Source organism: Actinomycetospora sp. 2LY8.5, assembly GCF_057180585.1.
The window spans coordinates 53876-67325 of sequence record NZ_JBXUHE010000037.1 but is presented as its reverse complement, the minus strand read 5'-3'; the positions used below and the strand labels follow the sequence as shown (position 1 = coordinate 67325).

At 74.6% G+C, this 13450-nt stretch carries 10 protein-coding genes and 1 pseudogene; 3 read left to right on the top strand and 8 right to left on the bottom strand.

Annotated elements, in window-relative coordinates; translation table 11 throughout:
* Positions 1–178 precede the first annotated feature (178 nt).
* The 6 genes from AC2A1K_RS28470 to AC2A1K_RS28445 form a co-directional block, all read right to left on the bottom strand.
* Positions 179–1630, bottom strand: a complete 1452-nt coding sequence (locus AC2A1K_RS28470) for an ABC transporter ATP-binding protein (protein WP_483899718.1) — start codon at positions 1628–1630, stop codon at positions 179–181.
* The gene (locus AC2A1K_RS28465) at positions 1627–2442 is read right to left on the bottom strand and encodes an ABC transporter permease subunit (protein ID WP_483899717.1); all 816 of its coding nucleotides are present in this window, start codon (positions 2440–2442) and stop codon (positions 1627–1629) included. The genes AC2A1K_RS28470 and AC2A1K_RS28465 overlap by 4 nt, the downstream gene beginning before the upstream one ends.
* Entirely contained in the window at positions 2439–3374 is a 936-nt protein-coding gene (locus AC2A1K_RS28460; RefSeq protein WP_483899716.1) for an ABC transporter permease, read from the bottom strand. The genes AC2A1K_RS28465 and AC2A1K_RS28460 overlap by 4 nt, the downstream gene beginning before the upstream one ends.
* On the bottom strand, positions 3371–4900 hold the full coding sequence (locus AC2A1K_RS28455; protein ID WP_483899715.1) for an ABC transporter substrate-binding protein: 1530 nt from the start codon (positions 4898–4900) through the stop codon (positions 3371–3373). The genes AC2A1K_RS28460 and AC2A1K_RS28455 overlap by 4 nt, the downstream gene beginning before the upstream one ends.
* Positions 4897–6150 (bottom strand): MFS transporter, encoded by a 1254-nt coding sequence (locus tag AC2A1K_RS28450; RefSeq protein ID WP_483899714.1) that lies wholly within the window; start codon positions 6148–6150, stop codon positions 4897–4899. Before AC2A1K_RS28450 ends, AC2A1K_RS28455 begins: the two co-directional genes overlap by 4 nt.
* Before the next feature lie 681 nt (positions 6151–6831).
* Positions 6832–9489, bottom strand: a complete 2658-nt coding sequence (locus AC2A1K_RS28445; RefSeq protein ID WP_483899713.1) for an ATP-binding protein — start codon at positions 9487–9489, stop codon at positions 6832–6834.
* 70 nt (positions 9490–9559) lie between these two features.
* On the opposite strand from AC2A1K_RS28445, the gene AC2A1K_RS28440 reads away from it, so the two are divergent.
* Positions 9560–10144, top strand: a complete 585-nt coding sequence (locus tag AC2A1K_RS28440) for an NADPH-dependent FMN reductase (RefSeq protein WP_483899712.1) — start codon at positions 9560–9562, stop codon at positions 10142–10144.
* Positions 10141–11640 (top strand): MFS transporter, encoded by a 1500-nt coding sequence (locus AC2A1K_RS28435; RefSeq protein ID WP_483899711.1) that lies wholly within the window; start codon positions 10141–10143, stop codon positions 11638–11640. Before AC2A1K_RS28440 ends, AC2A1K_RS28435 begins: the two co-directional genes overlap by 4 nt.
* Positions 11641–11737: 97 nt before the next feature.
* On the opposite strand, the gene AC2A1K_RS28430 is transcribed toward AC2A1K_RS28435, so the two are convergent.
* Positions 11738–12262 (bottom strand): DinB family protein, encoded by a 525-nt coding sequence (locus tag AC2A1K_RS28430; protein WP_483899710.1) that lies wholly within the window; start codon positions 12260–12262, stop codon positions 11738–11740.
* A 62-nt stretch (positions 12263–12324) separates the two neighbouring features.
* Positions 12325–12687 (bottom strand): MmcQ/YjbR family DNA-binding protein, encoded by a 363-nt coding sequence (locus tag AC2A1K_RS28425; protein WP_483899709.1) that lies wholly within the window; start codon positions 12685–12687, stop codon positions 12325–12327.
* Between the two features lie 326 nt (positions 12688–13013).
* On the opposite strand from AC2A1K_RS28425, the pseudogene ssb reads away from it, so the two are divergent.
* Positions 13014–13448, top strand: a pseudogene (gene ssb / locus AC2A1K_RS28420) (single-stranded DNA-binding protein); the annotation flags it as partial.
* Positions 13449–13450 lie beyond the last annotated feature (2 nt).

Below are 13450 nucleotides of genomic sequence, written 5' to 3'. Positions count from 1 at the left end.
CGGTCGTTGGCGCCCTCCGACCACGGTGACAACACCCCCCAGATCATCAACGACAGGGGCACTCAGTCATGCCGTGGCCGGCGGCCTGCAAGCCCTCACCGGGCCTGATCAAGAAGGTAACGGGGACCTCCGTCACCCCGGTCGCTCCCCGGCCCGGCAGTGACCGTCGGCTGCTGTCTCAGCGCCTCACCGTGAGGGGCCGGTCGGCGGTCACCCGGCCGCTCTCGATCCTCACGACGCGGTCGGCCATCTGGGCCGCGGTGGCGAGATCGTGGCTCACCGCGAGGACGGTCGTTCCGCGAGCGCGACGCTCGGCGTCGACGAGGGCGAGCAGCTCGGCGCGGTGCTCGGGGTCGAGGGCCGAGGTCATCTCGTCGGCGACGAGGACCGCGGGTCTGGCGAGGAGCGCCCGGGCCACCGCGGCGCGCTGAAGCTGGCCTCCGGACAGGCCGGCGGGCCGTCGCGACGCGGCGGCGGGGTCGAGACCGAGACGCGCGACGAGCGTGGCGGCCTCCTCGTCCGCCTCGGGCCCGGGCAGACCGCGCAACAGCACCGCGGAGCGCGCCACCTGGTCGAGCACCGGTCGGTCGGGGAGGAAGGACGAGCTGGCGTCCTGGTGAACGTACTGGACGAGGGCGCGCTGGGGGATCGCTCGGTCCTCGACAGCGCCGACGAGCACGGTGCCGTCGACGGTGATCTCGCCGGCGAGAGGTGTGACGAGCCCGGCGACGGCGCGCGCGAGGGTCGTCTTCCCGGCCCCGCTGGGCCCGTGGATCGCGACCCACTCCCCGGCGTGGGCCGACAGCGTCGCTCCGTCGAGCAGCGTCGTCCCGTCGCGTGCGCGGACCACCAGGCGATCGACCATCAGCCGTGTCGGTCCCGTCGCTGCGGACGCGACGCGCTGCGGCGTTGCGTCCGAGCCGAGCATGGTGGCCGGGTCGCCGCGGCCGGCCACGCGTCCGGCCTCGAGCTCGACAACGGTGTGGGCCAGTGCCCGGGCCACGCCGCGGTCGTGGGTGAGCAGCACCATGGCGGTGCCGGTGTCGGCGAGGTCGGTGAGGCGGGCGACGAGCTCGGCGGCGGTGGTGTCGTCGAGACCGGTCGTCGGCTCGTCGAGGACGACGACGGCGGGTGCGGTGACGATCGTCTGCGCCAGGGCCATCCGCTGGGCCTGCCCGCCGGAGAGCTGGTGAGGGTGACGGGCGGCCAGCGCCGGGTCCAGGCGCACGCGCTCCAGCGCGGCGGCGACCGCCGCCGCGCGTGCCCCGCGGTCGCGGGGGTGGACCAGCGCGGCGAGTTCGTCGAGGACGCGCCCGCACCGCCGCACCGGGTCGAGCACCGCGCCGGGGTGCTGGGGGAGATGCCCGACGCGACCCGCGCGTACCGCGCGGCGGGCGTCGGGCGTCACCCCGTCGACGAGCTCGGTGCCGGCGACGCGCACGCTGCCGGACAGGTCCACCCCGCGGGCGGACTCCCCGAGCACGGCCAGCCCCAGGGTGCTCTTGCCGGCTCCGGAGACGCCGACGACGGCGACGACCCGACCGACGTCGAGCACCAGGTCCACCCCGTCGAGCAGCGTGGCGTTCCCGGACCGGGCGTGCAGACCGGTGATCTGGAGGACCGGGGTCACGGCGTCACCGGCCCGGCCAGGGAGCGGTCGACCAGCAGGTTGGCACCCGCGCACAGGGAGACGATGAGTGCCGCCGGCAGGAGCAGGGCCGTCGGGGCCAGGAAGAGGGCGGTCGCGTTCTGCTCGATGACCACCGCCCAGTCGACGGCGTCAGGAGCCAGACCGATACCGAGGAAGTTCGCACTCGTCAGCAGCGAGATCGTGAGGACGACGCGGGTGCCGGCGTCGACCGCGACCGCCCCGACGACGAGCTTGCCGGCCTCCAGCAGCCGCACCCGCCACCAGGGCTCGCCCAGCATCGTGAGGGTCTCGAGCGCGGCTCGTCGTCGGGGGCCCGACGCGGCCGCACGGACGAGCCGCACGATCGGGGGCAGCGCCACGAGCGCGGCCACGAGCAGCAGCCAGCCCACGCCGCGGCGCCCGGTCGCGGCGAGCACCAGCACGAGCAGCAGCGAAGGCACGACCAGGACGACGTCGAGCGAGCGGACGATGGTGACCTCCACCCAGGGGCGGCGGGTGGCGGCGAGCAGCAGGCCCAGGGGGACACCGACGGTGTAGGACAGCGCCAGCGCCCCGGCCGCCAGCCCGACCACGGAACTCCCGCCGGCGAGGGCGAGGCCCAGGACGTCGCGGCCCAGGACGTCGGTGCCGAGCACGAAGTCGCCGCCCGGGGGGAGCAGCGGTTCCGTACCCGGCGGCGCGACGGCGCCGAGCATGACCGCGAGCGCGGGCCCGGCCACCGCGAGCACGAGCGGTACGCCGAGCAGGAGGCCGCCGAGGGCGAGGGCGACCGGTCGGCGCGACGGGCTCACGTGACCACCTCCCGGTAGGGCGCGAGCCGGGCGGTGACGACGTCGGCGAGCAGGTTGACGCCGATCGTGGTCAGCGCGAAGACCAGCGCGTAGCCCTGGACGAGGGGCAGGTCGCGCACGCGCACCGCCTCGACGAACCCGGACCCGACCCCGGCCAGCGCGAACAGCGACTCCACGACCACGACACCGGAGAGCAGCGCGTCGACGACCCGAGCCAGCTGCTGCAACGTCGGAAGGACGGCCCCCGGGACGACGTGGCGCAGCAGCACGACCCGCTCGGACAGACCCAGGTGGCGCAGGTGCACGACATGCGGCGCCTCACCGACGTCGACGACCCCGACCCGGACCAGACGGGCGAGCGCTCCGAGCTGGGCGGCGACGAGCACCGCCACCGGCAGGACCAGGACCGCGGGAGTGAGCAGGCCGCCACCGCCTGCGGTCGCAGGCAGCCACGCGAGCTGCAGGGAGAACACGGCGACCAGGACCAGCCCGAGCGCGAACTCGGGCACCGCCTGGGCCGCGGACAGCACCGAGGTCAGCGTGCGGTCGGTGCGGGTGCCCGGACGGCGACCGGCCGCGACACCCGCGAGCAGGGTCGCGGGTACCAGCACCGCCAGCGTGAGCCCGGCGAGCAGCAGGGTCGACGAGAGACGGTCGGCGAGCTCCTCGACGACGGGACGCCGGGTGACCAGCGAGGTGCCGAGATCGCCGGTGAGGGCGCCGCCGACCCAGTCGGCGAAGCGGGCCGGCAGCGGCCGGTCGAGCCCGAGCTCGATGCGCAGCGTGGCGACCTGCTCGGGGGTCGCGTCCTGACCCAGGACGATCTCGGCGGTGTCCCCGGGCAGGGCCGCGGTCAACAGGAAGATGACGACGCTGACCACGACGACCTGGACCGCGGCGATCCCGACCCGCGGCAGGACCGTGTGGGTCACTCCAGCACGGCCTTGTCGAACTGTGCCCAGGCCGCCGTGTTCGGGCGGGCCTCGGGGTAGCCCCCGAGCCCCGACGCCACCCCGACGTCGTAGGGGCTCGTCGCCCAGATGAGGTTGCCCGACTCCTCGCGCAGCAGCAGCTGCGCGCGGGTCAGGGCCTCGGTGCGCCCGGCGGGGTCGGTGGCGGCGCCGGCGACGGCGACCAGCCGGTCGATCTCGGGGTTGCGGTAGCCGGTGTAGTTGCTGGCGCTGCCGGTGGACGCTCGGCGGGCCAGGTAATCCGGGATCGGCAGGCTGCCCGAGCGCGCCAGCGAGGACACGCCGCTGGTACGGATCGCGGTGAAGTAGGTCTCCGAGGGCAGCTGGCGCGGGGTGACCTGCAGGCCGATCTCCCCGAGCTGCTGGGCGATCTGGGTGGCGGCCCCGGCGAACACGGGCTGGACGGTGGAGGTCTGCAGCTCGACGGGCAGACCGGTGGCGCCGGCCTCGGCCACCAGCGCGCGGGCACGGGCGACGTTGCGGGTCACCGGCGGGACCTCGGTCGGGTAGTACTCGGCACCGCGACCGAAGAGATCGTGGGCGACCGTGCCGCGCCCCAACAGCGCGACCCGCACCAGGGCCTCCCGGTCGAGCCCGAGCCGCACCGCTTCACGCAGCCGCGGGTCGGAGAACGGTGGGCGATCCACGCGCAGCGGCATGAACAGGAAGTTCGACTCCGCGGCGGAGAGCACCCGCACGCGCGAGTCGCCCTCGATCTGGCGGGCGCTGGTGGGACGCAGATCGTGGACCCAGGCGACCTGCCCCGAGACCAGGGCGTTCACTCGCGCGGCCTCGTCGTCGATGACCACGAACTCCAGTTCACGGCTCGGTGGCGTGCCGTCCCAGTAGCCCTCGTAAGCGGTGTAGAGCGCCGAGCGGCCGGGGGCGAAGGAGGCGAGCCGGAAAGGTCCGCAGCCCACGGGTCGGGCGAAGTCGGTGGTCCCCGCGGGGACGATCTCGGCGCCCGGAGCCCCCCAGGACAGGGGGAACAGCGAGTTCGGGGCGGTGAGCACCACCTCGAGCTCGGTCGGGGAGACCGCCCGGGAAGCGGCGAAGTCGACGGTGCGGAACAGCGCGGCCGCGGTGGCACCGGTGGCGGGATCGGCGATACGGCGCCACGAGTAGAGTACGTCGTCACCGGTCAGCGGGCGTCCGTCGTGCCATGCGGTTCCGCGCAACACGATGCGCCATCGCGTGCCCGTGGGGTCGGACTCCCACGACTGAGCCAGGCGCGGCGTCGGGGTGAAGTCCTGGCTCCACCCGGCGAGGACGTCGAAGCAGGCCTTCGCCCGCGCCTGGTCGACGAACTGCGAGCCCACATGCGGATCCAGCCTCTCCTGGGTACCGCCACCGGGGAACGCGACCCGCAACCGTGCCCCACCACCCCCACCACCCCCACTGCCGCCCCCACCGCCGCAGGCGGCGACGGCGGCGACGGCGGACGCGGTGAGCGCGGCGCCCAGCACGGTGCGGCGGGAGAGGGTCACGGTGTTCCTCCGTGGGCGGGAGCGGGGCGGGACGCGAGGGCGCCGCGGCGCTGCATCGCGGCGATCACGGCGGCGCCGAGGAGCCCGAGGGCGACCAGGACGACGTAGGGCAGCCAACGGGCGCGCTCGTCGTCGAGCAGCGCTCCGACGCCGGTGTTGGTGACGGCGACGACGATCGCCGAGACCAGGTAGTAAAAGCCGTAGTACGTACCGGCGAGCGCTTCGCTGCCGACCACCGGGAGCAACGCCATCGAGAACGGGTTGGTCATCGCCATCCCCACCGTGAAGACCACGGTGCCCAGAAGCACGGGCAACGCGGCGAGCACACCGGCCACGGACCACTGGCCGGGAGCCGCGGTCGGTAGCAGCGGCGCGGCGATCACGAGAGGAAGGAAACCGGCCCCCATGACGGCCAGACCGCTGGCCATCGTGCGACCGTCAGTCCACCGCGCGCGGCACCACGCAGTGATCCGGACCTGGCCGACGATGCCGACCACGGTCGACACCACGAAGACCGCGCTGACGGCCCCGGCGACGCCGGAGACCCGCTGGGCCTCCACCGGGAGCGCCAGATAGATCTGGTTGTAGAGCACGAAGTAGCCCGACCCGCCCAGGGCGAACAGCACGAACCGCCGATTGGTGACCACCTGCACCCAGCTGCCGAGCAGGCCACGCTCCTGCGGGACGGCGACGTGGCGGGGGAGCACAGCGAGCTGCGCGAGGGTCAGGGCGACGAAGACCAGGCACGCGACGAGGGCGACCAGGCGGAAATCGACCGCCAGCAGGGCCGCCCCGAGCAGCGGCCCCACCAGCGCGCCGGCGTGGGCGAACACATTGAACACCGAGAACGCCTCGGCGCGCCGTTCTCCCGCTTCGGCCATCAGGTAGGCACGCACCGCCGGGTTGAACAGCGCCCCGGCCAACCCGGTGAGCACGGCGGCGGCGACGAGTCCCGGCAGCGAGGAGACCAGCGCGAACAGCGCGAACGCCACGATGCGTAGCGCACAGCCCAGGACGATGACCGGGCGGGCCCCGAGCCGGTCGGCCGCCGACCCGCCGAGCAGGAAGAGCCCCTGCTGAGACAGGTTGCGCAGGGCGAGCACCAGCCCGATCGTCGCCGCGGCGTAACCCAGGCTCGTCATGTACGTCGCGAGGAAGGGCAGCACGAGGTAGAAGCCGACGGTCACGCCGAACTGGTTCACCACCAGGAGCCGCCCCGGGCCCGAGAGCGAGCGGAACGACGCGAGCACCCCTCGGGCACCTCCTCGGTGAACCGGCGCTGACGGGTCGGTGGGCAGATGACCATGAAATAGCGGAGCAGTGCAATAGCTATGCAGATGCTGAGATATGTCGGGAGCCTGCCGCCCGGTCCGCCGTCGCCACGGCCGGTGACCTGATCTGGGATGCGAGGTGGATCAGGCTGGCTCGGGTGGGAGTGAACCGGCAGGGGTGCTAGGAGAACTCACCGGGCTGGGGCTCGTCGTCGACATGGAGCCACCGGCCGCCGGCGTCGGCCGCCTCGAGCTCCTCGGTAGCCGCGGCGCCGATGGCCGAGTGCACGCGGGCGCGGATGCGGTCGACGTCCCCGCGCTCGCCCGCTCCGAGCGGGGCGCGGGCCCGGGCCCGCAGGGCGCCGGCGGCCCCGAGGAGGCGGGCGGCCTCCTGCGCGTTCTCCGCGCCACCGGCGAGCGACCGCGCGCCCGCCAGCCCCTCGAACGCGAGCGCGAGCGTGCGGGGCGACTCCCACCGCACCGCGACCCGGTATGCCTCGCGGTGGTGGGCCAGCGCGCCCTCGGCGTCGCCGCGCAGCTCGGCGACGAACCCGAGCTCGGAGTACGGGACGGCGCGGAACCCGTCCTCGCGCGGGCGGTTCTCGAGCCACGCCAGGACCATGCGCTCCGCGGTGTCGAGGTCGCCGCGGCGTCGGGCGGTCAGGGCGAGGCCGAAGTCGGCGAAGTCGACCAGCTCGCGCTGACCGTGCGCCCGGGCGAGGTCGCGGGCCCGGGAGTGCCGGTCCCACGAGGTCGCGAAGTCCCCGGCGGCCAGCGCCACGCGGCCCAGGGAGCCGAGCAGCCCGGCGGTCTCGGCCACCAGGCCGAGGTCCTCCGCGATCCGCAGCGCCACGTCGAGCCGGGCGCGCGCCTCGTCGTGCTCGCCCTCGACGATCGCGAGCCCCCCGAGGGCCGACTCCACCTGGAGCTCGCCCCACCGGTCGCCGAGCTCGGCGAACATCTGCCCGGCGCGCTCGGCGTCGCGTCGCGCGGCGGCCACGTCGTCGGTGAGCAGGCTGAACGTCGCCCGCGTGACGAGCGCGGCCGCGATCCCCCAGGTGTCACCTGCGGCCCGGAGCTCGACGAGGACGTCGGCGAGCCGGGCGTCGGCCTGCCCGGGCGCCGAGACCCCCACCGCGCGTACACGTCGAACCAGCGCGCCCGCGCGGTCGCCGCCGGGCGCGGCGCCGGGTCGACGGGACTTCCCGTGTTCGACCAGACCGCCAGCGCGTCGCGCCACGCGCGTACCGCCGCGTCGAGAGCGGGGTGCCCGTCCGCGCCCGGGACGGCGAGCGCGGTGTCGCACGCGCGCAGGGCCACGTCGACGCGTCCGCGCAGGAACCAGAACCAGGCGGCGCGGTCGACCAGTCGCAGCGCCGACGCGGCGTCGCCGCTCGCGGCCGCGTGGTCGAGGGCGGCGACGAGGTTCGCGGCCTCGGCGTCGAGCGCCTCCGGCCACGACCGCTGCTCGCGGCCACGCAGGTGCGGGTCGGCGCGCTCGAGGAGGGCGAGGTGCAGGGCCAGGTGCCGGTCGCGCACGGCGCGGTCCTCGCCGGCCTCGGCCAGGCGCTCCGTGGCGTACGCGGCCGTCGACTCCAGCATCCGGAAGCGACGGCAGCGGCCCCGGCCGTCGGCGACCAGCCAGGACCGGTCGACGAGGCGGGCGACGACGTCGGGGTCGTCGCCCACGAGCTCCTCCGCGGTGGCGAGCGTGAACCCGCCGACGCACGGGGCGAGCCGGCGCACGGCCGTGGCCTCCCTGCCGTCGAGGAGCTCCCAGCTCCAGTCGAGCGCGGCGCGCAGGGTGCGCTGGCGCTCGGGACCGGCGGCACGGGCGGTGCGCGCGAGCACCGCGAACCGGTCGTCGAGACGCTCGAGCAGGCCCTGCACCCCGAACGCCCGCACCCGTGCGGCGGCGAGCTCGAGGGCCAGCGGAATGCCGTCGAGTCGGCGGCAGACGGCGACGACGGCCTCGCGATCGGCGGGGTCGGCGGGGTCGACCGCGTCCGGGTCGGCCGCGCGCACGCGGGCCAGGAACAGGGCCACGGCGTCCATGCCCTCCAACGGGTCGACCGGCACCAGGGCCTCGCCGGGCACCTCGACCGGCTCCCGGCTCGTGAGCAGCAGGCGCACACCCGGGGCGTGGGCGAGCAGGTCTCGGACGACCTCACCGGCGGCCGCGAGCACATGCTCGACGTTGTCGAGGACGACGAGCAGATCGCGCTCGTGCAACGCCTCACCGAGCCCCTCGGGGCCCGTCGGCTCGCGGGCCCCGGACGTCGCCGCCGAGCGCAGCCCGCACGCCGCGCCCACCGCCGCCGCGACACCTCCGGGGTCGGTGCCCGGCGTCAACCGGTCCAGCTCGACGAAGCGCGCCCCGTCGGCCTGCCCGTCGGCGCGGGCGTGCGCGGCCGCGAGCGCCAGGCGCGTCTTCCCGACACCACCGGGCCCCACGAGCGTCACCAGCCGGTCGGCGTCGAGTGCGGCGGCGACGCGGGCGAGATCGGCGCGCCGGCCGACGAGCTCGGTCAGCGGAGTCGGCAGCGGCACGGGGGCGCGCGATTCCGGTCGGGGCGCGAGGTCGTGGGTCAGGACCGAGCGCTCGAGGGCGACGAGCTCCGGGCCCGGATCGGTGCCCAGCTCGTCGCGCAGCCGGCCCTTCAGGTCGCGGAACGTCGCGAGGGCGTCCTGCGGGCGGCCCGCGGCGTAGAGGGCGCGCATCAGCGCGGCGCGCAGCCGCTCGCGCAGCGGGTGCTCCGCGACCAGCGCCTCGAGCTCGGTCTCGAAGCCGGTGGGCGCCCCGGCGTCGAGGTGGGCCTCGGCACGCTCCTCGAGCACGGCCAGCCGCAGCGCGTCGAGCCGGGCGGCGGCCGGCTGGGCGAACGCGGCGTCGGCGGTGTCGGCGAACGCCGGACCGCGCCAGCACATGAGGGCCTCGTCGAGCAGGGCCGCGCGGCGGGCCGGATCGGTGGTGTCGCGGGCCCGGGCGAGCAGGTCGGCGACGCGCTCGGAATCGACGGCACCACGGGGCGCCCGCAGCGCATAGCCCCGCCCCGCCGAGACCACGAGCGCACGACCGCCGGGCTCGCCGTCCTCCAGGGCACGCCGCAGCTGGGACACCCGCGTCTGCAGAGCGGCGCGGGGGTCCGCAGGCCGCCGGGTGTCCCAGAGCTCCTCGACGAGACGGTCCGCCGAGACCACCTCACCGTCGTGCGCGAGCAGCGCAGCGAGCAGGGCGCGCACCTTCAGCTCCGGCACCCGCACCGGCTCGCCGCGGTCGGTGTGCACCTCGAGCACACCGAGGACGCCGAACCGCACGAGGAGAGCCTAATCGGGCCCGAAGGGGATCCGAAGGAAGTCCGAAGTGCCGCGACGCACGGTGACCGGCATGGAGCCACTGACCCTCACCGTGATCATCGGCAGCACTCGGACCGGGCGCTTCGGACCGACCGCCGCGCGCTGGTTCGCCGACCGCGCCCGTGACCGTCGCGCGATCGACCTGAACGTCGTCGACCTCGCCGAGACCTGGCTGCCGGACGTTCTCGACGTGGACGCCGACGAGCCGCCGCGCGCGGTCCGCGACCTCGCGCCCTGGCTGGGCGCCGCCGACGCCTTCGTGGTCGTCACCCCCGAGTACAACCACAGCTTCCCGGCGTCACTGAAGAACGCCGTCGACTGGTTCACCGACGAGTGGCGCGCCAAGCCGGTCGGCTACGTGTCCTACGGCGGGCTCAGCGGCGGCCTGCGCGCGGTGGAGGCGCTGCGGCTGGTGTTCGACGAGCTGCACGCCCGCTCGGTGCGCACCACCGTCGCGTTCCCGAACTACCCGTGGCTGTTCGACGACGCGGGCCGCCTCACCGACCCGAAGCTCGCCGAGGACGCCGCCGACACCATGCTCGACGAGCTCGTGTGGTGGGGCGAGGCACTGCGCGCGCAGCGCGCCCGCCGGCCGTACCCCGCGGAGGCGGCGTGACGGCATCGCCGCGCCAGGCCACGCACCGGGAGTGGCTGGGCCTCGCCGTCCTGGCCCTGCCGCTCCTGGTGCTCGCGCTCGACGTCAGCATCCTCTACCTCGCCGCTCCGGCCCTGAGCGCCGATCTCGGGGCGTCGGCCACCGAGCAGCTCTGGATCCTCGACAGCTACGGCTTCCTCATCGCGGGCTTCCTGCTGACGATGGGCACGCTCGGCGACCGCATCGGGCGCCGCCGCCTGCTGCTGATCGGGGGCGGCGCGTTCGCCGTCGCCTCCGTGCTGGCCGCGTTCGCGCCGACCGCGGGCGTCCTGATCGCCGCGCGGGCGCTGCTGGGCGTCGCCGGGGCGACGCTCATGCCCTCGACCCTCGCACTGATCAGCACGATGTTCCCCGACCCGGCCCAGCGCTCGTTCGCGATCGCGGTCTGGATGACGACGTTCTCCGGGGGGACGGCGGCGGGCCCGATCGTCGGCGGGCTGCTCCTCGAGCACTTCTGGTGGGGCTCGGTGTTCCTGCTCGGCGTGCCGTTCATGGTGCTGCTCGTCGTGCTCGGGCCGCGGCTGCTGCCCGAGCACCGCGAGGAGACCCGGCGGCGGCGTGTCGATCTCGTCAGCGTCGCGCTCTCCCTCGCTGCGATGCTGCCGATCGTCGGGGCGGTCAAGCACACGGCCGCCCACGGCCCGGGCCTCGTCACCTCCGCGCTCCTGCTCGCGGGTGTCGGCGCGGGCGTGCTGTTCGTGCGCCGTCAGTACGGTCTCGCCGACCCGATGCTCGACCTCACCTTGTTCCGCCGCCGCGCGTTCGTCGCCGCCGTGTCCCTGCTCTTCCTGGGGCTGCTCGCGATGAACGGCATGAACTTCCTGCTGCCCCAGTTCCTGCAGTTCGTCGGTGGCCTCGATCCGCTGGCGGCCGGGATCGCGCTCCTCCCGATCGCGGTGATCACCGTCGTCGGCGCTCTCGCCACGCCCTCCGCGGCCGCACGCTGGGGACGGACGCCGCTGCTGGCCGGCGGGATGGTGCTAGCCGTGCTCGGGGCCGTCGGGGTGGCACTGGTGGCCCCGACGGGCGCGACGTCGGCGGTCGTCGCGCTGGTCGGGGTCACGGTCCTCGGCGTGATGCCCGCGGGCGTGCTCGGCACCGACCTCGTCGTCGGATCCGTGCCGACCGCCCGCGCCGGGGGAGCGGCCGCCATCTCCGAGACCAGCGGCGAGCTCGGGGTGGCACTCGGGGTCGCCGCGCTCGGCAGCGTCCTCACGGCGGTCTACACCGCGCGGGTCGCCTCGACCCTGCCCCCGGCCGTGTCGGCCACTGCGGCGGAAGGGGTGGCGCCCGCGATGACGCTGGCGGCGCAGCTCCCGGCGGCCGACGGCGCCGCCGTGCGCGACGCGGCGCTCGCTGCGTTCGCCGAGGGCGTCGGCGCCGTCGGGTGGACCGCGGCCGCCCTCACGGCGGTGAGCGCCGTCCTGGTGCTCACGGTGCTGGGGACGCGGAACTGAAGGGCTCGGGCACGGCGGATCACTACGCCGACCGCGAAGCCGGCTCGCCAAGGATCGCAGCCAGGGCGAGCGACCTCCGGGGCCGCGCGACTCGCCCCTACTCCGCGGCAGCGCGGATGATCGTGAGTTGTCCGATCTCGGCGACGTTCTTCATCAGTTCGATGTTCGCCCACGCCAGGAGATCGGCGACCGTCCGCCCCGCCTCCACCGGCCACGGAAACCCGACCACCGCGTCGAGCGCGGGCCCGTCGATCTGGTCGAGCAAACCGCTCCAGTGTTCGCTCAGCTGTTCCAACCACGCCACCGTCGTGGCCGCGTCCCCGGGCCAGACGATGTCCTCCCGACCCGGCGGCGGTCCGCCTTGGACGTGAGCAGCTGCCACGCTCCACCACCAACCGAGATGCCAGCTCACCCACGCCGCGGTCGGCGCCGGCACCGGGTCGGGCTCGGGCACCTCCCAGTCCGGGACCCATCGGCCCTCCACGTCGCGTCGCACGCTCCAGCACGAGCTCGCCGGCTCCCACAGCAGGCTCTCGTCGGTGACGCGCTCGAGGTGATACCGAGCCAGCGACCACGTCACCTCGAACTGATCGCGCAGCAACCCCAGACGACCGTCCGCCACGCAACGATCATTCCCGGCGCGCGCAACCGTGTTCCGGCGTCCCACCCGCCGACGTGATCGCCCTACGGGGCGATTCGGTCCTGGTTTCGGCTCCAGGCCTTTGTCAGTGATCGTGGAGCTCGGAGGCGCCAGGATTCGTCGACGAGCTCGGTGAGTTCCTCGACATCGATCGTGGCCATGCGGACGAGAACGATGGGGTGACCGTCGTAGTGGGGGGTCGTGACGAACTTCTCCGGGTCCGAGGCCAACAGCGCCTCCTTCTCCTCGATCGAGCCGACCCACACCACGAGCGAGCCGTCTTCACCGCCGATCCAGGTGAACATGCGTGGTTTGGTTCGCCACGACGGACTACCGCCGTAGGACTCCTGCTCGTAGGCGCCGGGCAGGCGCAGCGCGACACGACGGACGTCGTCCTCGGTGACCATCAGGCCCCTCTCTTCTTGCTGGCGGCCGCTGTTCCGGCGAGCCGGCCCCAGGTCAGCGCGAGTCCGATGGTCGTGCCTGGGGACAGGATGCCGGGCCCGATGGCCGAGTCGGCGACGTTAGCGGCGGCGAACAGGCCCGGGATCGGGATGTGGTCCCCGTCGACGACCTGCCCGCGGGGGTCGGACGGTTCTCCGCGCCGAGCTCAGCAGGCACATTCACTGCATTGGTCACGAGGATCACGGTGGCCCGACAGGAGTCACGGGTCTTGAACGAAACCGACCCCGCTCGAGGCGAGAGTGACCGCCGTGAGAGCGCGCTACGCCTCATGCCCGAGGGCCGCGGCATGTCCTACGTGCTGGCCGTGCCCTCCCACCAGCGCGTGCGCTCCACCCCGTCAGGTGGCCGTCGCCGGCTTCACCGCGGCGTCCACCCCGCGGGCCTGTGACCGTCAGAGCGGCGGGCGGATGGACGGCGAGGCACTGTTCGTGCGCTGCAACATCTGGCGCCAGGCCGCGGAGAACGTCGCCGAGGCGCCCACCCGGAGCGCCCGCGTGATCGTGCAGGGACGCCTCGAGCAGCGGTCGTTCGAGACCCGGGGAGGCGAGAAGCGGAGCGTCACCGAGCTCGAGGTCGACGAGGTCGGGGCGTCGCCGCGGGTGGGACGGCGGCGAAGGTCACCAAGGCGTCGGACCCGGGCAACGGCTCCGGTGGAGCGAATCGCCGAGCGCCGGCAGGCTTGTGTGTCGTGCCAGCTCGGGACGT

What these genes read in the sequence shown, in the direction of transcription:
- AC2A1K_RS28440 (WP_483899712.1), top strand. Translation starts at nt 9,560, where the DNA reads ATGGAGCCACTGACCCTCACCGTGATCATCGGCAGCACTCGGACCGGG.
- AC2A1K_RS28425 (WP_483899709.1), bottom strand. Translation starts at nt 12,687, where the DNA reads ATGGTCACCGAGGACGACGTCCGTCGTGTCGCGCTGCGCCTGCCCGGC.